The sequence below is a fragment of the Rhodopirellula sp. J20-39 genome, from assembly GCF_057365095.1.
Window position 1 is genome coordinate 4,995,500 of the sequence record NZ_CP195123.1, and the last position, 26,133, is coordinate 5,021,632.

Genomic DNA, 26,133 nt, shown 5'->3' on the forward strand with positions numbered 1-26,133 from the left:
TGAACGAGTGCCGGTGGCGGTCCCACTGCGATGGCCCACCCCAGTGGCCAACCGAGCCACCTATTCCACCAACTCCGCCATGAAATCATCCAAACATCGCCCCGCTTCTGAAACCAAGGGCCCCTGGTATCAAGACGGTCTGAAATTCGAATGCACCCAATGCGGTGCGTGCTGCAGCGGTGAACCGGGATACGTTTTTGTCGACGATTCCGAAATCGAGGCGATGGCCGAAACGATGAAGATGGAAATCGATGCCTTTGAACACAAATTCACGCGCCGGGTCGGCAACCGCATTAGCTTGGTCGAATACCCCGATGGCGACTGCATTTTCCTAGAGCCCAAGACGCGACACTGCCTAGTCTACCAATCTCGCCCAATCCAATGCCGAACGTGGCCCTTTTGGGACTCTACGCTAGATACGAAGAATGACTGGAAGGAAACCTGCGAGGTTTGCCCCGGGGCGGGAAAAGGAAAACTCTACTCATTAGAAGAAATCGAGATTCGTCGTCGCGAAAAGTCGGTTTGACTGAAGATTGCCGGTTAGGAAGGACGATACCGGTTGTAAGGAAAGGTCCAGTGGTGACGATTTCGTACCGACACCACCTTGACACTCCCCCCGAGGCGTTCTTAAAGTTACTGAACTTAAGTCTTTCGGCACAAACGATTTGCGTCGTTTTTTGTCGCATCACCTAGTCAGTCAGTGACGGCGGAGCGAAACGGCATGACAAAAAAAGAGATCGTGCGAGTCATCTCCGAAGAGCTCGGATTGACTCAACAACAAACCAAAGAGGTGGTGCAAAGAACGCTTGATTCGATTGTCGAATCGTTAGTGCGAGAGGGTAGGATTGAACTGCGTAACTTTGGGGTTTTTGAAGTAAAACCTCGAGCTGCTCGAACGGCCCGGAATCCGAAAACCGGCCAACAAGTTCATGTCCCTGAGAAATTTGTCGTTAGTTTCAAGCCTGGCAAGGTGATGGAACAACGAGTTCAAGATCTCAGCGAACAACCTTCCCGTCCTGCATGGCTCGACGCCGAATTAACCGATCTGAACGCCGCCGATCATTCCACACCGGAAGAGACAAGTTCTTCCAACAATCAGGACGCCCCGATCCGGCCCACCGGAAATTGGGGTTAGCTGGTTGCGACCGTTCATCGCCTAAGCATTTGCAAGTTCATGGAGGAACTCAGCATGTCTGATACCAATACCACTTTGGATCACTCGCCTGCCACACCCACGGTGATGCCTCGTCGCACGACGCAAGCCAAAGTGGAAAAGCAGTCTTCACTGCGTTCACTCGCCTTGCGTGCAATCTTCGGCTTGACCTTGATGGCCGCTGTGATGACGTCGGTCGGTTGCTTCGTGCCGATCTACTCGGCTCGTCCCGAACGCCGTGTGCAGCAAATGCTTTACACGTCCGAAGACTTGCGAGCCTTGGTCGCGGAATGGGAACGATTCTGGTTCCTGGATTCTCCCAGCCACCTGACGCCCATCCGTACGCACGGCGGAATCTTTTAGTCGCTAAGCGATAAAGCCATTGCGACTGCTTACACAGTCGCGTCGGACGTCGTGTCAGCAAAACTGGTCGGCACGCCTGTTCCGCGTTTGTTGCCAACCGCTGGCAACTCGACACGAAAGACCGAGCCCGTGCCGGGCTCACTCTGCACGCTCACCGAACCACTGAGCGCCGAAGTCAAATTCTTAACGATCGCGAGTCCCAATCCAGTGCTGGATGTGGACAATTCGGCGTTTCGCGATCCGCGATAGAACCGCTCGAAAATTTTCGATTGATCGCGTTCAGGGATTCCAACGCCCGTGTCTTCAACGATCACGGCCCAGCGTCCGGAGTCCCAATCAAGGGACACGTCGATTTGGCCACCGCGTGGCGTGTAGCGGATTGCATTGCCAATCAAGTTATTGCAAATCGTCAACGTCGCTTCCGAATCGGCCATGACTTTCGAACCCTCGCCGCCTTCATGCAGCGTCAACTTCAGCCCACCTGCGGCGGCGACCGGTTCATAGGTGCGAACCGACTCGGTGACAATCTCCCGCAACGGAATGCTCGAGATCTTCATCAGCGATCGCCCGGATTGAGCACGCGCAAGCTGCATCATGTCACTGATCAACCGTTCGAGCCGGTGACACTGCGAAATAATTTGATGCATGAAGTGAATCGCCGCCTCGGGATCATCACCAGCGGCTAACTCGACGGTTTCAGCGTATCCCTTGATCGCAGCCAACGGGGTCTTCAATTCGTGTGACACGTTGGCCACAAATTCACGACGCATCCCCTCGATTTGCCGCGATTCGGTTTCGTCACGAAGTGATAGTTGAACCCGCAACGAATCGTCTTCTTCAATCACTTCCACACGAACTCGAATCGGACGCACACCGTCGCTGTGGTGCAGTTCGACAATCGAATCTTGTGGCAACCGCTCATCGATAGCGGCTCGAATCGATTTCAACATTTTGGGGTCGCGAACCAATTCATCGAAAGCGCGGCCCTGCAGTTTTTCTCGCGGTGTCAGCCCCAACAACTGAACCGCCGACGGGTTGATCAGCAAAATTTCCAGATCCGTGGACAACACAACTACGCCATCGATCAACTGCAGCAGCGCCGAATCACCCAATTTCGATTGCAGCTTAACGTCTTCCAACTCGGCACGGCACTGATTGATCTGATCCGTCGCAACCGTCTGTTGATGACGGAAATAACTAACCAGCTTTTCATGGCGATAATCATTGGCTCGAAACACCGCATAAATCGCCGCCACAGCCGCTATCGAAACAAGCCAACCGGGCACGCCGATCCACGGCAATACGAGCAAAATGGCAATCAAAGCGAATTTGGAATACCCAACGAAGCCGGTATCGCCCTCAACCATCGTCGCCCCCCGTTTCGGCCCGTCGGTCGACTTCGACATCGCGGGAACTGGTTGATCTGAAGAGTTGGGCATCGACGGAACCAAAAGAAAAATGAATAGAATGCTCGCTGGGAACAGACATCCAGTATATTGCTGCGGGGTTCGATGGCGAATAGTCGATCCCCCGACTTATTGTGAACATTGGTTGAAGATTGCGTGCTGGACGATTGAAGTAACACCATGACCCACTCCGATTCTCTGTCGCACGGTGCAACGACAAAGCCCACTACGGCGGGCCAAACCGTCAGTAATTCAACGTTGGCTGCCACAAGACGCGATAACGCGGCCACTGCGGCCGAAGAGCACATCGGTGCTAGCCAGTTTGAGGTCACCGATATCGCCGGTGGCTGCACGATGGTCTTTGCCTCCGCCGCGATCTCCAGCGTACTCTTGATGATCAATGGCGCGTTCGTGATGGCATTGCTTTCCGCCTTCGCAGCCAGCGGCGCGAAATGGGTCGAGAACGAAAAGTTCAGTCAGTTCTTGCTGTTTTGCCTTCCCGTCGCCCTCCTGATTGTGCAGTGGTATTTGATCGACACGCTGCGATGGATCCTCCGCCGTCGCACGCGAACTTAGTCTCGAAACACCGAGCCAATAAGTTCGCGAGCTGATCCAATTGGCATTGGCGTCCCAGCTCTGAAGTTATTCAACCACGTTCGTTTTCCGGTCTGCTGACCTTCGCCCTGGGACGACACTCATTCGCTCGATTGCGATTGAGAGGGCCGAGGTACCTGCACAGGCGACATCAAGTAAGCAATCAAATTCGCGACCGCTTGATCGTCCAGCGGCTTCAACAATCCGCTTGGCATCGGCGACTGGTTGGTTTCGTATTCCGCCTCAATCTCATCCAGCGGAATGATTTGGATGCGGTTCGCAGACGCTAGGGTCAACGTGCGGCGAGTTCGCTGAGTCACCAAACCTACCAATAAGCGTCCATCCACGGTCAAGATTTTCTTAGCTCGATAATCCGCCCCTACGACAGCGTCGGGGTCCACCACATGATGCAGCCAGTAGTCGAGACTTGACCGTTGAGCACCGGTCAAATCAGGACCAACACTTTCGCCGCTGCCAAACATGCGATGGCAAGTGGCACAGGTACGATCAAACAATTCTCGCCCCATCGGCGCATTGGCCGATTGCAAAACCTGCCGCGTTAGAACGGTTTGAAGTCGCTCGATTTCATCTAGACGATCTTGCGGTGTGCTGGTGACGCGTCCCCACTTCGATTCCACTCGCTGCGCCAGGTCGACGTTCCCCAACGAAATAAGACTCCTGACGTCCGCCGCCGACAGAACCTTCGCGGGCAAAGTCTTCTTTTCAATCGCGTTCATCAGTTCGGTCGCATACTCGACTCGCACGCACAGCATTGAGATCACTTGTGCGCGAAGCGGTGCCCGAAAATCTCGATAGTGACGGATCAACTGAGCCGCAACCCTCGAATCAGGAATAACAGCCAGCGTACGAGCGGCGGCCAAGTTGACGCGGGCATCGTCAACCAATGGCTCCGCGGCTTCAATGATGTCGCCCACTTGATCCATTGATGCGCCTTGATCCTGCCACGATCGCACCCAACCAACCAACGCCGTCAATCGATCCTGGACATCTCGTTTTCGATCGCGCACCATGTCCGCCAACTCGCTCGCCGGGATCCCCTCACCGAACTTCATTTCAAGCTGTTCACACAACGCCGCATACTCAGGATCCAACTCAATCGCGCGACGCTTGAATTCATCCCACGACGAAGGCTGTTCAGCGGATCGCAAACCAACGCTGCCTTTCAAAAGCCCTCTCAAAATGGCTCCACACCAAAGGCGATCCCCGGGAATGGCCAACGCTTTGTTGATCACGTCGGGAACATCAGCAAATTGCTCGCCCAGACTCCGAGCGATCAATTCAGTCAGCTCCGGAAGCTCACAAACCTCCAGCAACCCGATCGATTCATGCGGATGTTGCGACATACGATCCATGATCCCATACCAAATTAACTTGGCTTGGTTGTGATCATCCGCGTCGGCGGTGCCACTAATCGTGAGCAATCGACTCGCCGCATCCGCTCGCAATTTGCCCGGTAACCGCTGAAGCGTGGACGCAACAATTAAACGCAGCGTGGGGGCATCGTTCAGCTCTAACTTCTCAAGTTGCGCGATCAACTGAATCGATTCCGGTTCGATGCGTTCCCAAGCCCGAAGGCTGTCTTGGGTCGGTCCATAACAATCGTCGATGGGCCAGTCTTCGGTGACGTAACGTAACGCGATACCTCGGACCACCGGCGACGAATGGAACAACCACTGGTTGGCATCGAACTGAGGATTGATGCTGGCCAGCGTCCACAAACATCGTGCCACCTCCGCTTCCGATCGCTCCAACCGAATCGACTCCTTCAACATCTCTGAAACCGAACTTCGATCTTCGCCCGATAGTTTCCCAGCACGATCCAGTTCAATCAATCGCATCCGGCTTTGATGTGAGAACCAACGGTCATCGGTGAACTGCATTTTTGCCAACGCAAGCACATCGTCCGAAGCAAGAACTTTCAATTGGACGAGCACTTGGTCGCTGTTGTGATCCGATTTCGACTCGCGGTTTTCCCCGCTAACCGAACCAGTAGCCGAACTCGCTTCAATCTTAAAGATCCGCCCGCTGTTCCGGTGCACGCCCGTGTGTTCATGACACTCACCTAGGTCACTCCAGTCCAACACGTAGCAATTCCCATCAGGGCCCGCTGAGATTTCCATCCCACGAAACCATTCGTCCCCGGAGATGAAGAAGTCATCGGCATGTTTACCAACGTACCCGGTTCCCTCGCGGTGCAAATGCTCAACGTTGGCACGACGTCCATGAAAGTTGAGCGTCATCAATTTCCCACGATGCTCCGCCGGCCATCGTGTCTCCTGATAGATCATCATTCCACTGTGAGCGTGGCCGCCGCCAAAATCATTCGCCGCACCGTCGCGGGAAGCCATCCAGTTGCCAGTGGTATCGAAGTGAAAGTGATCAGCGTGCTGATCGATCAACTCGTAAGTATCCAGATTGGGATCCAGCGTGAACGGGCGTTTGAAGTGTGCACCGTGGATACCGTGCCACAAATGTCCGTTGACTGTGTTGATGAAAAACAGCTCGCCGATTTCGTTGAAGTCATGCCCCCAAGGATTGGTCGTGCCATGACAGATCACCTCGAACCGTTTTTGATCGACGCTGTATCGCCAGATCCCGCCTTCCAATGCGATGCGATCTTCTTCCGGTGTCCCGGGACGTCCGACGGTGCCGGGACAGGACCCGCCGCACCGGCCATACAACCATCCGTCGGGGCCAAACCTCAGCCCATTAGCGAAGTTATGGTAGTTTTGGTCCGCGACGGTGAAACCATCCAAGACGGTTTCCGGCGGCCCATCGGGAACCGCATCGTGATCGGCGTCAGGTACAAATAGTAATCGTGGTGGGCACATCAACCAGACACCACCACGCCCCACCTCAACGGAGGTCAGCTTGGAAACGGTGTCCAGAAACACACTCCGCTTTTCGGGCTTGCCGTCCTGGTCAGCGTCCTCGAACACAATCACACGATCGCGTAGCTGATCATCGAACTTCTGCTTCCGGTCTGCGTACGTGTAGTTCTCGGCAACCCACATTCGCCCCAAATGGTCCCAAGCCATATCAATCGGGTTGCGAACGTCCGGTTCCGACGCAAATACCGTCGCGGTGAATCCTGGCGGTAATTCGATAGCGTCCGCTGATTTAGCCGGGCTCGGAAGCGGATTCGCGGCGGCCAAGGGCTCGTTGTCGGTGGGCACAGGGAACTCACCGGTTGCCGAATCCAGACCATGTACTTCTTCACCAGATATCGGGCCCCCCAAACCGATCACGATGGCAGCCACGGTGAAAAACATCGTGTAAACCGAAACTTGACTTGCGAGCGGAAAATCGCTCCGCACCGCGATTTGACGCGGAAAAGCGACTCGGGGTGCAAAACATCGGCGAAGTACGTAGAACATGCAAAACCAATCTAAAACGACATAACTCAGGAAATCACCATGCGGCGAATCGGCACCTTGGCGGACGAGGCGACATCGAACCGTTTCTGCGATTACTTGCAAACCCAGTCGATCGACGCAAAGGCTGAACCGAGTCACGATGTCGCCCCCGCAAGCAATGCTGGCTCGGGTGCTACGGCGAAGCCCTATGATATCTGGATTCGTTCGGAGCAGGATGTTCCGCAAGCACGAATCCTCTTAGCCGACTTTGAAGCAGATCCGCAGTCGAAACAGTATGACGTTTCCGCCGAGGCTGAGCGAATTCGCAAGGCAAAGGCTGACGAAGTCGCCAAAAAACTGAAGCTACAAAAGAAAGTGAAGATGCGAGGCGGATCCGCGTTGGGCGGTGCCGGCAACAGTGCGGCGCCCATCCCGGTAACGATCACAGTGATCGCCATCGCCACCTTGATTGGTTTCATCACGCAATTTCGGGATTGGAGGCCACCGCCAACTCCAGAAAACTTGACGGTCGAAATGCAAGTCTTCTATGGGCTGGCCGTCGTCGATGACTACACGTATTTCGAAACACGAGATCCGTTTTACTTGATGAAACAAGGCCAACTCTGGCGACTGGTCACGCCCATGTTCCTGCACGGTAGCATCATGCACCTCGCGTTTAACATGATCAACCTGTACGTGCTAGGAAGCGTCGTCGAGCGTCTTCACGGAGGTCTGTTTTTAGTGATCATGTTGTTGGTATGCCAAACCGCCGCGACCCTCACCCAGATTCTATTGCCTGACTGGCTCGAAATGCCGCTGGCGATCGGAGCGTCCGGTGCCGTCTTTGGCGTTTTCGGATTCCTGTGGATCCGTCCCAAACTGGATAGCAATTATCCGGTCGAGATTCCGCAAATCAATGTGATGTTCATGATGATCTTCCTCTTCATCTGCATGACACCAATCATCAGCGGCATTGCCAACGGAGCGCACGTTGGCGGTCTTTTGGCCGGAATGATGATCGCGGTCGTCGCACCAAAAACAACCTAAGCACAACTCGGCGAAATTCTTCACCAATTGGCAGCCGGGGAAAACAGCAACGAAACTCCGCACCGGTCCGCCCATTAACCGACGCACCGAAGCCCTTCACCGGGCCCGGTGTAACGTTGATTATGCATTGGCAAAGTATGCGGCTTAGGGGATCAATAGCCGCCTCGCGTCTCCATTGCCAAGTAAACAGCCATCTGGTGACGATACTACGGGAGAAACCACTCTTACCGCGTCCACGCCTGGGATCCCGATCGCGATGGCTGTCACAATCATTCGAAAACCGACCATCTTGATCTTCATGATGCTCGCCACCGTTACGACGACCGCGTCAGCCGATTTTAGCACTTGGCTGCATCGTCAAAAGATGGCCTATTATCGCAATACAGCGTGGCCAGATCCGTTCAACGAAGCCGACGCCGTACAGGTGGTTCAGCCGTTCGAGATCATGAAACGCAATGGCTGGCGTACGCACAACACGATCGGCCACGCATTGTTTCGTGAAGGCGACGGAGCCTTGCTAGCATCCGGCCAAAACCGTGTTCGCTGGATCGCGACTCAGTCGCCCGAAGCACGCCGCGAGATCTACGTCTTGCAAGGACGTACGCAGGAAGAAACATCGGCTCGTATGGCCTCGGTTCGTGAAGCCGTAACACGCTACGTCGGTGACGGTGTTGAACCACAAATCCTGGTGACCACCATCGAGCCGTCGACCACGCCCGGTGCAATCGCAACCAAAATCAACCGTGATCGAATCGAACAAATGGCACTGCCTAAACTGCCAACGACCACCGCGTCGGGCCAACAAGGCGTGACCCAGTAATTCGGTCTAAGCCGAAACGAGCTACGTGGCACCACGTAGCATATAGCCGAGTCCTCACCGGACTCGGCTATTTTTTTGCGTTCACTGAATCGCTAGAAAACCAGTGCGGAATCTTTCTAAGCGGCGCGGCGAAGCGGCGTGGATGATTTAAACGACTGGAGCATTCCGATCATCTCGATGGTTCGATCGTAAGCTCCTCGATGGCGATTCACGATCTCCTGAGCGTTTCGCCCCAGTTGATCGGCACTGGGCACATCCGATAAGCAGCGATCCACAAACGTTTCAAGCTCTAGCGAGTCCGCGACCCGAACCGCACCGTTGCCGTCCAGCAATTGGTTAGCGATCGTAGCGAAGTTCTTGGTGTTCGGACCAAACGAAACCGCACATCCATAGCCTGCTGGTTCCAGCATGTTTTGACCACCGCGATCGCCGAAACTACCGCCGACGGTTGCGATTTGGGCAACGCCCCACCAGTGACGCAATTCACCGACCGTGTCCACCAAAACAACCTGGTCTGCTTCCCAGCGGTCCCCGCCAAGCTCACTACCTGGGCGTTTTCCATCCTGGCTTTGGCTACGCGAGACGACGCGATCGCCACAAGCAGATATCAGATTGGACACAAGGTCGAATCGTTCGGGATGCCGAGGCACCAGGATCAATCGCAGTTCTGGGAAGCGTGATCGCAAGCGGTGATAGACGGATAAAGCCATTTCCTCTTCACCCGACTGAGTGCTACCGACACACCAAACTCGATGCCAAGGATCAACACCGGACCAAAGTGCACGCGATTGCACCTCGCTGGTTTCTCGAGTCGTCGGCGCGTTATCAAATTTAAGCGAGCCGGTCACATGCAGATTTTCGCTTGCAACACCGCACTGGCCGAACCGCTCTGCCGTTACAGCGTCTTGGCATCCCACGGCCGTAAGACGTGCGAAGGTTTTACCGAGCAGCCGATTAAATTTCTGATAGTTGCGAGAACTGTTTTCACTCAGACGCCCGTTCACAACGGCAATTGAGACCTGAGCATCCGATGCGGCGGTGATCAAATTGGGCCACAATTCAAGCTCGGCCAAAATCAACTGCTTGCACTGCAACGACTTCAACGTTCGTCGCACGGCCCAGGTGAAATCCAGCGGAGCGAAGAAGACTCTCTCAGCACCGAAATGCTGGCAAGCTAGGTCATACCCCGTGTCGGTCGACGTGCTGATCACGAAGGCCGCCTTACCGTTGCCGTGTTGCAAACGCTTGACCAGTTCCGGCAACAAATTCACTTCGCCGACACTGACGGCGTGCAGCCAAACGGTTTTCCAAGCATCGCCTCGCATGGCAGCGGCTCGTGACTTTGACAAGCCAAACAGCTTCTGCAACACACCTCGCCGATAGCGTCCGTGGCGGATCGCCCGGTATGCAATAACGGGTGACAGCGTGAATAACGCTAACGCGTATGCGAGATTGAAGAACATCCGTGTTCTCGATGTGGGGAGTTGTCAGTAAGTAGTTCGGGGCGAGGCCTCGTTGCAATCGCCGCCCCCCATCCGTCAACGTCGCCAACAAGTACTGATCCACAAATCGGTCCAGCGACTTCGCCAAAAACAGCTGACCACCGGATGATCGTTTACCTCAAAGATCGCTCAACGAACGCTATCGTTACGCCATCTTCCGCATGCAGCACGACTTGTACTTCTTACCGCTACCGCAAGGGCAGGGTGAGTTTCGTCCAATCCGCGGCTCATCCTTGCGGATTGGCTCGGTTCGGTCATCTTCATCGCCGCCGGTGCCTTCACTTCCACTTGCCGCTCGCTGTGCCGCTGTGTCCGCACTCAAGCTCGCACGGCCAGCTTCGTGAGCATCATCGTGGCGGGCCCGAGCGTCGACCCAAGTGCTGCGAATGAATTCTTCGTTGAACGATTCCATGCGGAAGATCAGGTCGGTAACGCGTTCACCGATCGAACCCCACATGGTTTCGAACAAACGCATGCCTTCGCGTTTGTATTCCACCTTCGGATCCATTTGGGCGTAGCCCTTCAAACCAACGCTCGATCGCAAGTGATCCATTGTCAGCAGGTGATTCTTCCAAGAATCATCCACGATGTTCAACAGAATCTGACGTTCCATTCGTCGCATTTCGGGATAGAAGCGATCATCGACCGCACCGTACGCCGCTAGCTTCAGTTCGGAATGATTCATTCGCGAAAGGTCTTCAAGCGAGGTGCTGTGGCCGAGCGTTTCGCTCAACCAGGTCACCAACTCTTCGAGCTTACCGCTATCACCGCTCGCCAATAGAGCTGTCGATTCATCATCGGAACCAGCGTAGATCGCATCGACCTTGGCGTCCGCTTCCTTTTGAACAGCGACGGATTCGCTAGCCGTTTGCTTGCTGTACTGGATCAGTTGCAACTTCAGCTCGTCGCGATTCAGCTTGATTTCATCAATGGACAAATCGGTTTTGAATCGTCCCTTGACCCAATCGATCAACCCTTCGCGATCCAGAGAAACTTGGGTTCCTTGCTTTTCGGTGAACCGCGAGATGCCTGTCAGAACGGGATATTCCGCTTCCTTGTCGGCGTAAGTAGCTTCGGCTCGCTCAACCAGAATCTTGCCGACGTCACGTCGATCTTCGATGTCTCGGAATTCTTCCGGTGTCGTTTCGATGCCGAACTTATGCCGCATCCAGCCACAAAGGACTCGCAAACCGTAATCGGCGTCAAGCAGTGGCTGACCTTCGCTCAGGTCGGTCTTCTCGATCAACTCATGAGCCTTGGCGATGAACTCAGCGTTCATCTCTTCGCGGTCCATGTTCTTGAGCTGATGGTCCTGGTAGTTGGTCTGCAAGCGAGTGTTGGCCCACGTCGCCATCGCCTTCCAGTTCCATTCATCTTCCATGCCCGACGGCAGGTTTTCTTCAACGGCTTCATTCACGGTGACTTCAGCGGCTCGTTCAGCTTGGTCCTTCGCATAGCTGTCCGCCATCTCGAAGTCCATGTTTTGGAAGTCACGAGAATCGAGCTGACAATGCAGCTGTGTGCCCGCGAAACTGGCAAACGTGTCGACGCCGTAAGTGGGCTCCAGGAACGTATCGACGTGTGATTCGAGTTCCGCCTTGATCAGGCCCAAGATCATGTCACGCGAGGAGTGACCATCGAGCAGGTTCTGACGATAGCGGTAAACCCGCTTACGCTGCTCGTCCATGACCTCGTCATATTCAAGCAAGCTTTTACGAATTTCGAAGTTGCGTTCTTCGACTTTCTTTTGAGCGGCAGCGATACGGCGGGTGACGAGCGTCGATTCGATCGCCTCGCCCTCCTTCATTCCCATCCGCTCCATCATGCTTTTGACGAAGTCACCAGCAAAGATCCGCATCAAGTCATCTTCAAGCGACAAGAAGAAGCGGGAGCCACCCGGGTCACCTTGACGTCCACAACGACCGCGAAGTTGCAAGTCGATTCGGCGAGACTCGTGACGCTCGGTACCCAAGACGTACAATCCGCCAAGCTCTCGCACGACGTCGCCTTCGGGCTTCATTCCTTCACGAGCATCGATCTCATCGACCAGCTTTTTCCAAACGTCGTCTGGCACTTCCAAGCGAGTTGGGTATTCGTGCTGCAACTGTGCCCAAGCGAGCGTTTCGGGATTACCACCCAAAATAATGTCGGTACCCCGACCGGCCATGTTCGTCGCGATCGTAACCGCACCGATCCGTCCGGCTTGTGACACGATTTCGGCTTCACGACCGTGCTGCTTCGCATTCAGAACGCTGTGCTTGATTCCACGGCGTTCCAGCATTGCAGACAGCCGTTCGCTCTTTTCGATACTGACCGTACCGACCAAAACGGGGCGTCCCGCCTTTTCGACCTTCGCGATCTGCGAGCGAGAGATGACCTCTTTATCGCGAGCATCTTGCGGCAAGATCGTAACCGAATCGGCACCATCTTCTTGGATTTTGCCCCAAACTTCGCTTTCATCTTTCAACGTGATCACGTCCCACTTGTGGGCACGCTCCACGTCAGCGGCGATCGCCTGGAACTTGTCTTTTTCAGTTAGGTAAATCAGGTCGGGGTGTTCAATCCGCTGCAAGCCACGGTGGGTTGGAATTGCAACCACATCGAGCTTATAGATCTTCCAGAACTCGTCCGCTTCGGTCATCGCCGTACCGGTCATCCCGGACAACTTCTTGTACATCTTGAAGATGTTTTGCAGCGATGCGGTGGCGAACGTTTGCGTTTCCTGTTTGATCGGCACGCCTTCTTTCGCTTCACACGCTTGGTGCAAACCGTCGGACCATTGCCGGCCTTCCATCAGACGACCGGTGAACTCGTCAACGATTACAATTTGCTTATCTTTGATGACGTAATTCACATCCAGCTTGTAAAGATAATGAGCTTTCAGTGAGTTATCGATCAGGTGCGGCCACTCCATATTGCCAGCGGTATAGAAGCTTTCGACACCTGCAAGCTCTTCAGCCGCACGCACACCGTCATCGGTCAACGTTACGTTGTGCTGTTTTTCGTCGACGGTGAAGTGAATGTCCTTTTGCAACTGACGGGCCACGCGATCCGCGTCGGCATAACGCCCGAGATCCAAATCAGCAGGCCCGCTGATGATCAGTGGCGTACGGGCTTCGTCGATCAGAATGTTGTCAACTTCGTCAATAATCGCGTAGTTCAGCGGCCCTTGGCACTGCTGCGCTTCGGCGGGGAAGCGGTCGTCGCCCTTACCAGCGGGACGCATGTTGTCACGCAGGTAATCAAACCCGAATTCGTTGTTTGTTCCGTAGGTCACATCGCACTGATAAGCGGTTTGCTTTTCAGCAACGCTCATCCCCGACTGAATCGCGTCGATGGTCAACCCCATGTTCATGAACAGAGGTGCCATCCACTCCATGTCACGACGAGCCAAGTAGTCGTTCACCGTGATGACGTGGACGCCCTTGCCTTCGAGAGCGTTCAAGTAAGCAGGCAAAGTCGCGACCAGGGTTTTCCCTTCACCGGTCACCATTTCGGCGATGGCTCCGGAGTGCAGCACCATGCCCCCGATCAATTGCACGTCGTAATGCCGCATGCCCAGGAAGCGTTTACTGGCTTCCCGGCAAACCGCAAATGCTTCAATTAGCAGGTCATCGAGCGTTTCACCGCCGCGCAGCCGCTTACGAAATTCCTCGGTTTGAGCCCGAAGCTCTTCATCCGTCAGGGTTTCGTACTTAGGTTCGAGCTCGTTGATCTTCTCAACGCGTTCCTGCATACGGGCAACTTGCCGAGCATTGGCAGAGCCAAAAATGCTGGTAGCCAGTACACCGACACGCTCAAATGCTCCTCCAAAGAGGAGGCCGACAAGGTCCCAGAGACGCTCAAGGATGGACATAAGGGCTGAAGGGGGTGCGTAGCGGTGGTGGTAAAAAAGGTTGAAACGGCTGAGGTTTGCGTAAACCTTGCCAAGTTCCAACGTTACGGGTTCTGGGAAACTGGGTCAACTGCGATCCTGCGCCGACTCAACCAATCACGTCTCTTTCGTCGTGACTGGCCCAGACCACACATGCCAAAACAGGATCATTCGCCGATTTGACAGCCCCAGGCAGCTCACCAATGGCAGATTGCAAACGCTGGGCCAGCGCATCCATGGCGAACCGCTCGCTAGCGTAATGACCTACCAAGCCGAGGGACAGGCCGGCGTTTTCTGCTTCCAGGCACGCGTGAAACGTGGCCTCGCCGGTCAACAGAAAATCGCAACCACTTCGCAGTGCCGCCGAAACGAAACTTCCCCCACTGCCACAAGCGACCCCGACGCGAGAAACCAGCCGGTCAGGCGGCCCAACCAGCCGCGGCCGAGTTGAGCCAGAAAACGAAGCGGCGAGCTCCAGAATCCGTGCCGCCGGGGCCTCTTGAGCCATTCGCCCGACGCGTCCCGCTCCCAGCGTCGCGTCCAAATCCGAAGGCAACATCGGCTTACTGGCCGACAATTGCAGGGCGTCCATCCATTGTTCATTGATCCCGCCGGCCGCCGAATCGAAAGCGGTGTGGGCGCTATAGATGGCAATCCCGGCCCGGCATAGCCGCCACAACATCTCGCCTGATGCAGTATCAGTCGTCACCTTCGCGACTGGCTTGAACGGGAACGGGTGGTGGGCGACAATTAAATCGACGCCTTCCCGCTCAGCTTCCCCCACAACATCCGGGGTGATCGTCAGGCACGTCATCACCTTTCGGACCGATGCTCGACGGTCGCCGACCAACAGCCCCACGTTGTCCCACTCCTCCGCCAACTTCAACGGTGCGATCTCAGCCAACAATTGGCAGATCTGAGCAAGGTTAGGGGGCGAAATCGGGGCCTGTGTCATTCCTAGTCAGTCTGTTTTTCGAACGGGCTGGGTGTCAGAACCTCCCACGGCTTGGGATAGAAGTAGTGTTGCTCAACCCGTTGGGGAGTGCAATGCTTGCCGTTGACGAATCCTTTGACACCGTTGGCATCATACAAACCGAGCGTTTCAGCTCGGTGAAACGCCATCGCTTCCTGGCTGCTGGGAGCGATTTTCGCCGCGATTTTGCCACCCACGTACGACGGACGGTTGTATTTTCGGCGATACGATTCCGGAAGATTCGTGCCCAGTGGCGGAATCGGATCGACGCGGGCACTGCCCTCGAAAGGCGTCCAGGGCCACCAAGCTTGTCCTTGAGCAGGCGCCAGGACCAATCCGGCGAGCGGCAACGTGATTCCAACAATCCAGAAACGCGATTGCTGTAAAAGACGTTGGCAACGACTTCGATTTCCGAGCGACACGTGACAACCCTCCGTGGTTGATAGTCTGATTCTTAATTCGACTCTAATGACTGATCGGCTGTCACACCGGGATCACCGATTCAAAACGATCAGACCGGACAACATGCGTCACCGCACGCGGTCACATTCCGGTTAGGCAATCTGTATCGAGCGAACTAAGACGTGAAGCTTGGCATCACGCTGACCGGGTGAGCCGCAACAGGAGCGACCATCGCTGCCAAACGCGACTCGGGTGCCTGGTGCTTGCAGCCAAAGAAGCCGCGATGCTTAATCACAGCAGCCACTTCCGCTGGCACATGCTTGGTCCATTCGCTGTCGCCTGCCTTGATCATCCGCAGCACATCGCGAGAGAAAGTCGTCAGGTGCTCGCTGTTGTAGCTGGTCAGTTGCTCGATGCATCGTTTTTCGACCAAATACTGGTACAGCTTACGCAACTCAGGAGCGATCTCGAGATTATCGACCGTCGTCAATTCACCGGTTTCTTGGTTCAGCAACGGATAGACGTAGAGCTTCAAATCATTCTTGAACATCCGTCCGAATGATTCCAGAATCCCGCCATCGAGCTCGGTGTAGTACTTCTCGTCGAACAACTCGTGCAGACTACCAGCCCCCATCGTGATCGCGATTTTCTTCTTGGTGTACTGCGACAAGTAAGCAGCCAAACGGTAGTACTCGAAGTAATCCGAAATCAGTACCGTCATGCCACACGCGGCCAACGTGTCAACTCGTGCCAAAAAGTCCTTCAGATCGATCTCGCCGTTGGCACGAAGGTTTCGCATCGTGATTTCGGCAAGCGTCACGACATTTTCGATATCCACGTCTTCTTCTTCGCGGAAACTGTCCTGAGCCGCACCGAGCATGTCCATGTTCACGTGCGTGACCGGACGGAAGCTGCCGCGTTCGACCAGGATGTTCTTCTTATAAAGCACCTCGGCTGGCTGCAGCACTTCTCCGCTGGCCGAGAACATTGCCGCATTGGATAGCCCGAGCTGGACCAAACGCAAACTCATTACGCGGTTATCAACGTGCCGGAATGCAATTCCGGAAAACTCGATCATGTCAATTTCGATCCGCCGTGTGCTGAGATTATCAAGCAACGACTCGATCAATTGATCAGGTTCGTGGTTCAAAAAGAACGCACCGTACAACAAGTTCACGCCGACGATGCCCAACGCTTCTTGCTGAGCAGCGTTGTCGTTATCGAGCATTCGCACATGCAGGATAATCTGGCTGTCTTCATCACGCGGATGCGCCTGGAATCGAATCCCCATCCAACCGTGGCATTCGTTGGTACCATGGAAGTTACGTGCCGAAACCGTGTCCGCAAAGGCGAAAAACGCAGTGGAATCGCCGCGACTTTCACGCAATCGCTCCAGGTTCAAATCGTGCTCGCGAGTCAGCATGTCTTCGAGTCGCTGGCGGCACACGTATCGTTCACAATGGCCGTAGATGGCATCGCTGACGGACATGTCATACGCCGACATACTCTTGGCAATCGTCCCAGCGGCGGCGCCTACTCGAAAGAACCAACGCACCACTTCTTGACCGGCACCGATCTCGGCGAAAGAGCCGTAACGACGGGGGTCTAAGTTGATTTGAAGTGACTTTCTTTCGGTCGATGGTCGTTCGTTGTTCATATTGATTTACCCCGGGTTATGTCAGTCCGTGCAGTGATGCCGGAGTGAATGCAGTGGTGCCGAAGTGATATGAGACATAAACCGCAACCACGCCAGCAGAAACCCACCACATCAACCCAAGGTGGAACAACACGCATTGCCTGACCGCTAGGACCCGACCAAGCGGACGACTTTTGCTAACCGCTCAAGTTCGCCAAACGCCTGGTTGGCTGCCAGCCCTTTTCTCAGGCTAGTGCTTCTTGAGCCAGAGCTTCTTGGGCCAGTTCTCAACGCGCCGCGAAGGACAACCGCTAGCAGAATCGCCGGATCGCGGATTTATAGAGCGACGCACCGTTGGAAAGCTGATCCAACGCGATGAACTCGTCCGTCGTGTGAGCCTGGTTAATACTGCCCGGTCCACACACAATTCGCTGCGTCAATTCGTCGAAAACGCAGCCATCGGTGGCGTAACACTTCCTCGCCGGTTGATTGGGGCCAATCACGGTTTCCGCCAATTCTCGCATGGCTTCGACACACGGCGCATCGGCGGGAGTCTCCAGTGGCGGGCCGCCAGAAAACTCCTTGAACTCTAAACCGAGCTCATCGGCCTGTTGTTTGATCGCTTTCATGAATTCACTGCCATCCACGCCCGGCATCGTCCGAAAACACGCCCAGGCGACACAGTGATCTGGCACGATATTCACCGAATGCATCCCATCGCTAACGCCAAAATTCCACGTCAAGGTCGGCGGATCAAAACGCTCATCACGTAGCGACGGATCAACGCGGCACTGCTCGTCGATCGCTCGCAACGTTTGCAGCATCGGCACCATCGCCAAGTTCGCATTCATCCCTTCCCCCGTGCTGCTGTGTGCAGCCGTCCCCCGAGACTCAACGCGAAGCCCCATGATTCCTTTGTGGGCATGCACGACTTGCAATTCCGTTGGCTCACCGATGATGCATACCGGATCCGCTGCCACGATCTCGCGATAGGCGGCGCTGTGGTCAACCAAGTGCTTGGCCCCTTCAAAGCCCACCTCCTCATCCGCCGTGCAAACAATCCACAACGGCTCGGTCTGCTCGCTCGCCGGAACCGCAGCGGCCGCCTGCAACATCGCGGCCAGCGATCCTTTCATATCACAAGCACCGCGACCGTACAGAAGATCGTTTTCGACGACCGCTTTGAAAGGATTCCCCCCGGGTCCCGACCATCGGTCCGCAGGCACGACATCGGTATGACAGAAATACGCCAGACCGCTAAAAGCTTTTTCTTTTCCGGTCCGCTGGTTGCCAGCCTTCTCTAGATTCACGCTAGCGTTTCGATCAGGTGCCCAGCCGGATCGTGGATCACGCCTAGCGACCAAATTGACCTTTTTAACGCCCTGTCGATCCAGATAGGTGGTCACCTCCACCTGGAAATGCAGGCTTCGCAGACACTCGGCCACATACTCGCTGATCGCCTCGTTGCTGCGATGGCTGATCGTATTGAAGCGAATCAGGTCTTCCAGGACAGCCTGCGACTGCATGAAATTCATCGTACTGCTGGTCACAATCCACCTCGAAATAAACAAAGGCCGGTGAAAGATTGGTCTGGAAACGCTCGTCCGAAAATGCGTAACACACGATTCATCCTCTTTTTGACGACGCCATTGCAACCGAATACGGCCTCCCTATGAAGACCCCCGCCACAAAAGCTTCACTTTCGCTTGCCCGTTTGGCAGCAGGTGGGATCTTGATGGTCGGACTGATCGCCACCCAACCTGGGTGCATCGGCCTGATGAGCAACCTCATCCACGCCGTTGGTGCCGACAAAGTCCCTGCCGAATGCCCGGATCTAAAGGACAGCAAAGTGGCGATCGTCGTTATGACCGATCAAAGCCAATACTCCGATGACATCGCAGCCCGATTGCTAGCCCGCAAGCTGGGCGGCGTCCTGAACACGGAAGTCGACAAATTCGAGCAAGTTCGCGAGGAAGTGGTCCAACAATGGCGAGACGTCCACGGCTGGGACAATGTCGACTACCTCGAAATGGGTAAAGGCGTCAAAGCTGAAAAACTGCTGGTTGTCGAACTCACCGATCTACGACTTCGCGATGGAGCCACCTTGTACCGCGGTCGTGCGAACGTCCACCTAAAGGTGTTCGATATCGAAGCCGAAGACGAAGTGTTCACCAAGGACATCGACGAGTACACCTACCCCGTCAGTGCTGGCCAATACACCAGCGAGACCACTGAACCGAAGTTTCGCAAATTGTTCTTGGACATGCTGTCGAAAAAGATCGCTCGCAGTTTCCACCCGTATGACTTCGCCGACACCGTTGCGTTGGACGGCGCACTGGCCAGTCAATAAGGGCAACCGTTCCGGCTTCGCACACCAAGCCGCCGGAAGCGACATGACTCAGCCCGCCTAAACTAGGTTGCTGAACTCAGGCCGCCAAACTCAGGCCGCTCGACAAGTGCGGTGCGGATCGAGACAATTAGCCGAAGCGAACACGTTTCCCGATTGTTTCTAGACTGAGATTAGCGACACCATGACTAAAACGGCTCACCACGAACTTGTCATTCTTGGCGGTGGCCCCGCTGGCTACGTTGCCGCCATCCGTGCGGCTCAGCTCGGCATCGATGTCGCCTGCATCGAAGAGAATCCCGTCTTCGGTGGCACCTGTGTCCGAGTCGGCTGTATCCCCAGCAAAGCGTTGCTGGAATCGAGCCATCTCTACGAAGAAGCCCAGCACAAGTTCGGTGACCACGGTCTGAACATCAAAGGCATCGAGCTCGATCTCGAAAAGATGATGGCTCGGAAAACCAAGATCGTCAGTGCGTTGACCGGCGGGATCGACATGCTGTTCAAGAAGCGTGGCGTCACGGCCTACCATGGACGCGGCAAGCTACGTGACGCTGAATCAATCGAGATCACGGCTACCAAAGACGCTGCGAAGGACCAACCGACAGTCGTCACCGCCGATCAAATCCTACTTTGCCCGGGAAGCATTCCCGCAAGCCTTCCATCGGTGGAAGAAGACGGCGACCTGATCGGCAACAGCACCGCTGCGTTGTCATACCCCGAAGTTCCCGAACACCTCGTCGTCATCGGTGGCGGCTACATCGGATTGGAACTCGGCAGTGTCTGGAACCGCCTGGGCAGCAAGGTCACCGTACTGGAAGCATTCGACCGCGTCCTGCCGGGACTGGACAACGAGATGGCCAATCTCGCTCATCGCGCGTTCAAAAAGCAGGGCATCGAATTCCACACCAACTCAATGGTCTCGTCTGCTCGCGTCGACAAGTCGCAAGCCAAGCCGTGCACCGTGGAAATCAAAGACGCCGACACGATCTATTGCGACCGCGTGCTACTCGCAACCGGCCGCGCCCCCGCCACCGACGACCTCGGCTTGGCCGCCGCTGGCATCCAAACGGACCGCCGAGGCTTCATCGAAGTCAACGAGCACTTTGAGACTCCCGTACCAGGCGTCTACGCGATTGGCGATTGCATCGGTGGTGCCATGCTCGCACACAAAGCAATGGAAGAAGGCATTGTCTGCGTAGAACGAATGGCCGGCATCGCGAGCGAAGTGAACTACGACGTGATTCCCGCAATCGTTTATACCTACCCCGAAATCGCGATGGTGGGGCGGACCGAAGAACAACTCAAGGAAGCCGGCATCGAATACAACAAGGGCGTGTGCCCACTCGGTGCCAATGGTCGAGCCCGAACGCTTGGGGACATCGACGGTCGCGTGAAGATCCTGGCCGACGCGCAAACCGATCGCGTGTTGGGCGTTCACATCATCGGCCCGCGTGCGGGCGACCTGATCGCTGAAGCAGCTTCCGCAATGGAGTTCGGTGCCAGCAGCGAAGACATCGCTCGAACCTGCCACGCACACCCAACCCTGTCTGAAGCGGTTCACGAAGCCGCCCTGGATGTCGACAAGCGGGCAATCCACACCGTCTAGCAAAGCTTAGAAGCTTCGTAAGCAAGCGGGACGGATTTGCCGTACTTCCAAGCGACGATTTGCCGTGCTACCAGACGACATAGCGTTCTTGAATAGCTTAGCGACCCAAGATCGCTGAGCGTTTTGGGCCCGCTAAGCACCTCCGGCCAGTCGAGCGTCCCGGCTACTTGTTCGCTGGAAGGCTATCGCCACCGAACCGGCACACTGCGTTGGCTCGGGCGACCAAAGTTGGCTTGGGCGACCAAAGTCGGCTTGAGCAACCTAAAATAGCGATTGCTTGCGGACGTCAACACATCACACTTAACAACTGCTGATTCAAGTTACGCAGTCGCGGAGCGGCTGAGAAACGATAGAATGCCAACGTGACGTCTAGCTACCTGTAAGGAAACAATTTAGATGACCGATGCCCCCTCCGAAAAGACAACACAATCGGCGGAACGCCCCAGTTCGCCGAGTGATTCGTTAAAAGTAATCGGATGGCGGGAATGGGTGGGTTTGCCAGGACTTCACGTTCGCCGCATCAAAGCCAAGATCGACACCGGGGCACGCTCCAGTTCAATCCACGCTTTCGATGTCGAACCCTATACCAGCGAAGGAGTGGAGCGAGTTCGATTTTCGATCCACCCTGCACAAAACCGCGACGACTTCGTAATCAACGCGGATGTTCCCATCCTGGAACGACGACACGTTCGCAGCAGCAATGGCGAAGTTAGCGAACGCATCGTCATTCGGACCGAACTCGCATTGCTGGGACGGCGAATGCAGATCGATCTGACTCTCGCCAATCGAGACGCAATGGGATTCCGAATGCTGGTCGGCCGCGAGGCCATTCGAAAACGCTTCCTCGTTGATTCGTCCGCATCGTTTTTGGCTGGACGGCTTCATCCTAAAAAGAGCTAGCCTCGCGTCGCGGCTCGGCCCAAGCGGCATTACACCGCGCCAAGTCATACTCGGCAGCCGATTGGCTCGCTCGACGCCCAAAACTTAACCACCTCAACGCCACTCCTTCGTCGCACATAACAACTTCCCTTACTGGCCGATCTTATGAAGCTCGCAATCCTATCTTGTAGCCCCAAGTGCTACTCCACTCGGCGACTACTCGAAGCAGCGAAGCATCGCGGTGCCGAAGCGAAAGTACTCAACACGCTTAAGTTCGCAATCGACCTCGAACAAGGTGAACCCGACCTGTATTACCGCAGTAAGCACCTCAGCGATTACGACGCCATCCTGCCGCGAATCGGTGCATCAATCACCTATTTCGGAACCGCGGTGGTTCGCCAGTTCGAACAGATGGATGTGTTCAGCGCGAACTCATCAGCCGGTATCACCAACTCGCGAGACAAGCTACGCAGCCTGCAGATCCTAAGCCGCCACCAAATCGGCATCCCGCAAACTGCCTTCGTGCGTGACCGCAAAGACATCCTACCCGCGATTGAACGCGTCGGTGGTGCACCGGTCATTATCAAACTGCTCGAAGGCACACAGGGCGTCGGCGTGATCCTGGCTGAATCCGTCAAGGTAGCCGAAGCGATCATCGAAACGCTTCACAGCACCCGTCAAAACGTCTTGGTGCAACGCTTTGTTGCTGAAAGCAAAGGACGCGACATCCGAGCATTCGTGGTCGGCGACCGAGTCGTCGCAGCCATGCGGCGTGTCGCTCAAGGCACCGAGTTCCGCAGCAACGTGCACCGCGGTGGCGTGACCGAGTCTGTCGAACTGGATGACACGTTCGCCGAGACCGCCGTTCGCGCGGCCCAAATCATGGGACTGAAAGTAGCCGGCGTTGACATGCTGGAAGGCAAAGACGGCCCCCAAGTCATGGAAGTCAACTCATCACCGGGACTTGAGGGCATCGAAAGCTGCACGAAACTCGATATCGCCGGCGCGATTATCGACTACATGGCCGCCCAAGTTGATTTCCCCGAAGTCGACGTGCGGCAACGCTTGACCGTGAGCCGCGGCTACGGTGTGACCGAAATCCACGTCCCCGATGGATCCGAATTCGTGGGCAAAACGATCGACGAATCGGGGCTGCCCGAACAAGACATCAACGTGCTAACGCTGTATCGCGGGACGACCGTAATCCCGAACCCAAGGCTGAAGCGGACCCTCGAGCCAAACGACCGAATGCTGTGCTTTGGTAAGCTGGAATCGATGCGAAGCATGGTTCCAGCGAAAGTTCGAAAACGCCGCAGCCCGAAGGTGAAGTCGCTACCCGCATCGGCCAAACAGATCCAAGACGAAATCTCGTCGAGTTAACCTAGGCAATTTAGGCTTGCTTTTCTCGTCCTCCGGATTGTTTTGCTCCTAGCGGTCGTTCGGCGTCGATAACTTATTCCGTTGACGAAAACTAACGGGAAAGGATACCGATGTTTCGGATGATCAAAGACAGCTTGACGTTTTTCGCCTGCGATATGCCTAGCAACGCAGGACCACAGTTTCTAGTGACGACCACCCGGGGCGGAACAGCGATGCTGCTTGCCCTGTCCGTGACTTTCGCTGGCACGGGAATCGACTCGCTAGTACACGCTCAAGGGGTCTGGGCCGATCCAGCTTGCGGTTTGGAACCTCAATGCGGTGCCGAGCCAGCCTGCGGGGCCGAACCTGCATGCGGAGCCGAACCTGCTTGCGGAGCCGAAGTTTCTTGTGGATGCGAAAGCGTTTGCGAGTGCGAACAACCCAACCTGTTACCTTGCGAGCCTGCCTGCGGAGCAGAGTCCCCATCCTGTGGCTGTGAACCGGCCTGTGGGGTGGAGCCTTCCTGCGGCCTCGAGCCCGCCTGTGGATGCGAATCCGTTTCACTGGGTTGCACCGGTGATTGCGGCTGTGCCAGCAACCAGGGTTCCGATTGCGGAGAAAAAGGGTTGCTGGCTCGCGTTCACCTCAACAAGCGTGGGCCAGTCTTCCACATCATGGACACGGTTGCTTGCGGACTCGAAAAGCTTGCAACCACTCGCTTGATCGGACACCGACACCCCGTACGGCAATGCTCCTGCACAAGTTGCAGCCAAGTGAGCTCTCACGGCTCCACTAGCTACCAGACCGAAATGTATCCGGCCGACGATTACTCAACCGGCACCTATCACTACGAAACCGAACCATCGATGCCGGCCCATCAACATGGGCACGCTCACACGAAAACATCTCCGCACATCCACTCGGCTCCCACCCAAACTCTGCCCCCCACCCCACAAATATCGTCGCCTTCGGAAAGTAGTCCGACGTTCGACCCACCGGTCCAAGCCGATATGGACATGCAGCCAAAGACAACGATCCGGCGCATCACGCCGATGCCAGTCCCAACGCCACGTCCGACCGCACCCCGACCGACCACACAACGGCAACGTCGCCCTGGAAGTCTATTCGACCAGATGCATGATCCGTTCGAAGACGATTCGGCCAGCCGTACTGCACTTGGCCCTAAGACGATTCACCGAGCAACCTATGCTCAAGAATCGGAAGCAGCTTACGAGCCGCAATCAACGGCTAGCCAAGATCAAAGCAGTGCCGAAGATGATTACTCGGACTACTTCCGACGCTAACACGGCTTGATACTTCCGAAGCCAAAGTCACTCGCCGCACCAAGCCAGCACTATTGTGCGGCTAAACCGGACTGACTAATCGGCGAAGCGCTCAATGCCTCGCTAGAACATCAGTCCGGTCGGCGAAGCACTTGTCGCCCGCGAGATGCGAATGAAAGCGGGATTGGATGCCCCGTTCAACTCACTACACCCGCGATGCGAGCCTACTTTTTCGGCTCGGCGGCAGCGGGAACGTCCAAATGCGAATGAGCTTTGGGGTCGCGATCGTGGTGTCGCTGGTTGATATGAACATGCAACTCAGGATGATTCCTGAAAACCCAGTCCCAACCGGCGTCTGTCACCGCCGAATCGTCTAAGTACAACGACTCCAAGTGCGGCAAAGCGCAAATCAGCTTGACGCCCTCATCCGTAACGGGGACTCCGATCAAATGGAGCCCGCGTAGGTTCGTCAGCTTGCTAATCCGACGACTGCAATCATTGCCCAAGAACGGCGAACCGAGCCTGAGCTGACGAAGCTTTGGAAGCTGGGCAAGCGACTCAACGCCACTTTTGGTCAAGCGACTGTGCGGTAAGTTCAGCAGCCAAAGCGATTCACATTCCAGCAGCGGCAACAAACCTTTGTCCGTAATCGGCGATAGTCGAAGCCTCAGGTGCTCTAAGTCGGGAAGCTGAGCGATCATGGCGAGACCGTCGTCCGTCACCAGACCTTGATCGATGAGCACCGCTTCGATTTTGGGATAGTTCGCCCACGCTGGCTTGTCAAAGTTGGTGCGTCTACCCGGTGGGCGTTCTTCCTTGTCGGCTTCGGCCTTCAACGCCATCGCTTTGTCTTTTTCAGCGACCAAGGCATCGATAGGCAACCGCCCCAACATTTTTCGATCGACGGCGAAATCGTGCACGTACAACTGCGTCACTTTTCCGTCAACGATTTGCTTGATGATTTGGTCGAACTGAGTTGCGGCCGACAAGTCTGCTTCAATCGCCACTACCTTCGCGATTGGCGATCGCCAGCAATAAGCAACAACAGCGACACCCAAAACGACAACGACGGCGGCCCCAACGAGAATCCGGCGACGGGTTGTTGAAAACATCCGAGAAAGCAACCCAGCTAGTCGCTTTCGCTTTGACGATGAACCACCTTCGGTAGCCTCGACATCACCGGTTTCAGTTTCACCCTCGGCCGACGATTCCGCGTCAGATTTCGGGCTGACGTCGGATTCCAGTTCAGTGCTGGGATCCGGCTCGCTGGCTTCCGGTTGGCCAGGTTCCGGTTTGCCAGCGGTATCGTCTTGCTGTTTAGATTCGGGCATATCAGTAAAGTATTCCTAAGTACCAGGGCGTCGCAAAACGACGCCCCGGCACTCAGCGGATTTCGTTAGGAAATTGATCTGCCGAGACGATTGACCCAGTAACCTTCGCGGCAGGTTTCGCATTTCCATCTTATTGCGACGAACTTCGCCACAATCTGACCGAGAAGCAATTCCCGCAAAT

Annotated in this window: 20 protein-coding genes and 1 pseudogene; 11 read left to right on the plus strand and 10 right to left on the minus strand. The window is 55.6% G+C overall.

Going from position 1 to position 26,133, the window contains the following annotated elements:
* Positions 1-79: 79 nt before the first annotated feature.
* From ACR3ZL_RS18060 to ACR3ZL_RS18070, 3 genes are all read left to right on the plus strand, one after another.
* A complete protein-coding gene (locus ACR3ZL_RS18060) occupies positions 80-526 on the plus strand; it encodes a YkgJ family cysteine cluster protein (protein WP_473651714.1) in 447 nt (148 codons plus the stop codon).
* Positions 527-721: 195 nt separating this feature from the next.
* Entirely contained in the window at positions 722-1,135 is a 414-nt protein-coding gene (locus tag ACR3ZL_RS18065; RefSeq protein ID WP_473651713.1) for an HU family DNA-binding protein, read from the plus strand.
* Between the two features lie 54 nt (positions 1,136-1,189).
* Positions 1,190-1,516, plus strand: a complete 327-nt coding sequence (locus tag ACR3ZL_RS18070) for a hypothetical protein (RefSeq protein ID WP_473651712.1) — start codon at positions 1,190-1,192, stop codon at positions 1,514-1,516.
* 29 nt (positions 1,517-1,545) lie between these two features.
* Here the strand turns inward: ACR3ZL_RS18070 and ACR3ZL_RS18075 are convergent, their stop codons facing one another.
* A complete protein-coding gene (locus ACR3ZL_RS18075; protein WP_486172848.1) occupies positions 1,546-2,955 on the minus strand; it encodes a sensor histidine kinase in 1,410 nt (469 codons plus the stop codon).
* Positions 2,956-3,102: 147 nt separating this feature from the next.
* On the opposite strand from ACR3ZL_RS18075, the gene ACR3ZL_RS18080 reads away from it, so the two are divergent.
* Positions 3,103-3,498, plus strand: a complete 396-nt coding sequence (locus ACR3ZL_RS18080) for a hypothetical protein (RefSeq protein ID WP_473651710.1) — start codon at positions 3,103-3,105, stop codon at positions 3,496-3,498.
* A 119-nt stretch (positions 3,499-3,617) separates the two neighbouring features.
* Here ACR3ZL_RS18080 and ACR3ZL_RS18085 read toward each other — a convergent pair whose 3' ends face one another.
* Positions 3,618-6,914 carry a PVC-type heme-binding CxxCH protein gene (locus ACR3ZL_RS18085; protein ID WP_473651709.1) on the minus strand — a complete coding sequence of 1,099 codons (3,297 nt, stop codon included), beginning with the start codon at positions 6,912-6,914 and terminating at the stop codon, positions 3,618-3,620.
* A 39-nt stretch (positions 6,915-6,953) separates the two neighbouring features.
* Between ACR3ZL_RS18085 and ACR3ZL_RS18090 the strand changes: the two genes are divergently transcribed.
* The gene (locus tag ACR3ZL_RS18090) at positions 6,954-7,940 is read left to right on the plus strand and encodes a rhomboid family intramembrane serine protease (protein ID WP_473651708.1); all 987 of its coding nucleotides are present in this window, start codon (positions 6,954-6,956) and stop codon (positions 7,938-7,940) included.
* A gap of 256 nt (positions 7,941-8,196) precedes the next feature.
* Complete coding sequence (locus tag ACR3ZL_RS18095; protein WP_473651707.1) at positions 8,197-8,760, plus strand: hypothetical protein; 564 nt, start codon at positions 8,197-8,199, stop codon at positions 8,758-8,760.
* Between the two features lie 116 nt (positions 8,761-8,876).
* Here ACR3ZL_RS18095 and ACR3ZL_RS18100 read toward each other — a convergent pair whose 3' ends face one another.
* The 7 genes and pseudogenes from ACR3ZL_RS18100 to ACR3ZL_RS18130 form a co-directional block, all read right to left on the minus strand.
* Positions 8,877-10,223 (minus strand): 3-deoxy-D-manno-octulosonic acid transferase, encoded by a 1,347-nt coding sequence (locus ACR3ZL_RS18100; protein WP_473651706.1) that lies wholly within the window; start codon positions 10,221-10,223, stop codon positions 8,877-8,879.
* A gap of 184 nt (positions 10,224-10,407) precedes the next feature.
* Positions 10,408-12,939 carry a preprotein translocase subunit SecA gene (locus ACR3ZL_RS18105; protein WP_486173591.1) on the minus strand — a complete coding sequence of 844 codons (2,532 nt, stop codon included), beginning with the start codon at positions 12,937-12,939 and terminating at the stop codon, positions 10,408-10,410.
* Positions 12,940-14,118 (minus strand): annotated as a pseudogene (locus tag ACR3ZL_RS18110) (preprotein translocase subunit SecA); the annotation flags it as partial.
* 127 nt (positions 14,119-14,245) lie between these two features.
* Positions 14,246-15,091 carry a Nif3-like dinuclear metal center hexameric protein gene (locus tag ACR3ZL_RS18115; RefSeq protein ID WP_473651705.1) on the minus strand — a complete coding sequence of 282 codons (846 nt, stop codon included), beginning with the start codon at positions 15,089-15,091 and terminating at the stop codon, positions 14,246-14,248.
* A gap of 2 nt (positions 15,092-15,093) precedes the next feature.
* Positions 15,094-15,531, minus strand: a complete 438-nt coding sequence (locus ACR3ZL_RS18120; protein ID WP_486172849.1) for a hypothetical protein — start codon at positions 15,529-15,531, stop codon at positions 15,094-15,096.
* Positions 15,532-15,686: 155 nt separating this feature from the next.
* The gene (locus ACR3ZL_RS18125; protein WP_473651703.1) at positions 15,687-17,168 is read right to left on the minus strand and encodes a TonB-dependent receptor; all 1,482 of its coding nucleotides are present in this window, start codon (positions 17,166-17,168) and stop codon (positions 15,687-15,689) included.
* 290 nt (positions 17,169-17,458) lie between these two features.
* A complete protein-coding gene (locus tag ACR3ZL_RS18130; RefSeq protein ID WP_486172850.1) occupies positions 17,459-18,697 on the minus strand; it encodes a M20 family metallopeptidase in 1,239 nt (412 codons plus the stop codon).
* A gap of 122 nt (positions 18,698-18,819) precedes the next feature.
* Between ACR3ZL_RS18130 and ACR3ZL_RS18135 the strand changes: the two genes are divergently transcribed.
* The 5 genes from ACR3ZL_RS18135 (at position 18,820) to ACR3ZL_RS18155 (ending at position 24,642) form a co-directional block, all read left to right on the plus strand.
* Positions 18,820-19,497: a hypothetical protein gene (locus tag ACR3ZL_RS18135; protein WP_473651701.1), complete on the plus strand. Its 678-nt coding sequence runs from the start codon at positions 18,820-18,822 to the stop codon at positions 19,495-19,497.
* Positions 19,498-19,678: 181 nt separating this feature from the next.
* On the plus strand, positions 19,679-21,100 hold the full coding sequence (gene lpdA / locus ACR3ZL_RS18140) for a dihydrolipoyl dehydrogenase (protein WP_486172851.1): 1,422 nt from the start codon (positions 19,679-19,681) through the stop codon (positions 21,098-21,100).
* 396 nt (positions 21,101-21,496) lie between these two features.
* Positions 21,497-22,000 carry an ATP-dependent zinc protease family protein gene (locus ACR3ZL_RS18145; protein WP_473651699.1) on the plus strand — a complete coding sequence of 168 codons (504 nt, stop codon included), beginning with the start codon at positions 21,497-21,499 and terminating at the stop codon, positions 21,998-22,000.
* Positions 22,001-22,144: 144 nt separating this feature from the next.
* On the plus strand, positions 22,145-23,359 hold the full coding sequence (locus ACR3ZL_RS18150; RefSeq protein WP_473651698.1) for a RimK family alpha-L-glutamate ligase: 1,215 nt from the start codon (positions 22,145-22,147) through the stop codon (positions 23,357-23,359).
* A 752-nt stretch (positions 23,360-24,111) separates the two neighbouring features.
* Positions 24,112-24,642 (plus strand): hypothetical protein, encoded by a 531-nt coding sequence (locus ACR3ZL_RS18155; protein ID WP_473651697.1) that lies wholly within the window; start codon positions 24,112-24,114, stop codon positions 24,640-24,642.
* 203 nt (positions 24,643-24,845) lie between these two features.
* Here ACR3ZL_RS18155 and ACR3ZL_RS18160 read toward each other — a convergent pair whose 3' ends face one another.
* Positions 24,846-25,952 (minus strand): leucine-rich repeat domain-containing protein, encoded by a 1,107-nt coding sequence (locus ACR3ZL_RS18160; RefSeq protein ID WP_473651696.1) that lies wholly within the window; start codon positions 25,950-25,952, stop codon positions 24,846-24,848.
* Positions 25,953-26,133: the final 181 nt, after the last annotated feature.

Excerpts from the sequence above, each read along its gene's own strand:
- ACR3ZL_RS18060 (WP_473651714.1), top strand. The coding sequence starts at position 80 with ATGAAATCATCCAAACATCGCCCCGCTTCTGAAACCAAGGGCCCCTGG.
- ACR3ZL_RS18065 (WP_473651713.1), top strand. The coding sequence starts at position 722 with ATGACAAAAAAAGAGATCGTGCGAGTCATCTCCGAAGAGCTCGGATTG.
- ACR3ZL_RS18070 (WP_473651712.1), top strand. The coding sequence starts at position 1,190 with ATGTCTGATACCAATACCACTTTGGATCACTCGCCTGCCACACCCACG.
- ACR3ZL_RS18075 (WP_486172848.1), bottom strand. The coding sequence starts at position 2,955 with ATGCCCAACTCTTCAGATCAACCAGTTCCCGCGATGTCGAAGTCGACC.
- ACR3ZL_RS18080 (WP_473651710.1), top strand. The coding sequence starts at position 3,103 with ATGACCCACTCCGATTCTCTGTCGCACGGTGCAACGACAAAGCCCACT.
- ACR3ZL_RS18085 (WP_473651709.1), bottom strand. The coding sequence starts at position 6,914 with ATGTTCTACGTACTTCGCCGATGTTTTGCACCCCGAGTCGCTTTTCCG.
- ACR3ZL_RS18090 (WP_473651708.1), top strand. The coding sequence starts at position 6,954 with ATGCGGCGAATCGGCACCTTGGCGGACGAGGCGACATCGAACCGTTTC.
- ACR3ZL_RS18095 (WP_473651707.1), top strand. The coding sequence starts at position 8,197 with ATGGCTGTCACAATCATTCGAAAACCGACCATCTTGATCTTCATGATG.
- ACR3ZL_RS18100 (WP_473651706.1), bottom strand. The coding sequence starts at position 10,223 with ATGTTCTTCAATCTCGCATACGCGTTAGCGTTATTCACGCTGTCACCC.
- ACR3ZL_RS18105 (WP_486173591.1), bottom strand. The coding sequence starts at position 12,939 with ATGTACAAGAAGTTGTCCGGGATGACCGGTACGGCGATGACCGAAGCG.
- ACR3ZL_RS18115 (WP_473651705.1), bottom strand. The coding sequence starts at position 15,091 with ATGACACAGGCCCCGATTTCGCCCCCTAACCTTGCTCAGATCTGCCAA.
- ACR3ZL_RS18125 (WP_473651703.1), bottom strand. The coding sequence starts at position 17,168 with ATGAACAACGAACGACCATCGACCGAAAGAAAGTCACTTCAAATCAAC.
- ACR3ZL_RS18135 (WP_473651701.1), top strand. The coding sequence starts at position 18,820 with ATGAAGACCCCCGCCACAAAAGCTTCACTTTCGCTTGCCCGTTTGGCA.
- lpdA (WP_486172851.1), top strand. The coding sequence starts at position 19,679 with ATGACTAAAACGGCTCACCACGAACTTGTCATTCTTGGCGGTGGCCCC.
- ACR3ZL_RS18145 (WP_473651699.1), top strand. The coding sequence starts at position 21,497 with ATGACCGATGCCCCCTCCGAAAAGACAACACAATCGGCGGAACGCCCC.
- ACR3ZL_RS18150 (WP_473651698.1), top strand. The coding sequence starts at position 22,145 with ATGAAGCTCGCAATCCTATCTTGTAGCCCCAAGTGCTACTCCACTCGG.
- ACR3ZL_RS18160 (WP_473651696.1), bottom strand. The coding sequence starts at position 25,952 with ATGCCCGAATCTAAACAGCAAGACGATACCGCTGGCAAACCGGAACCT.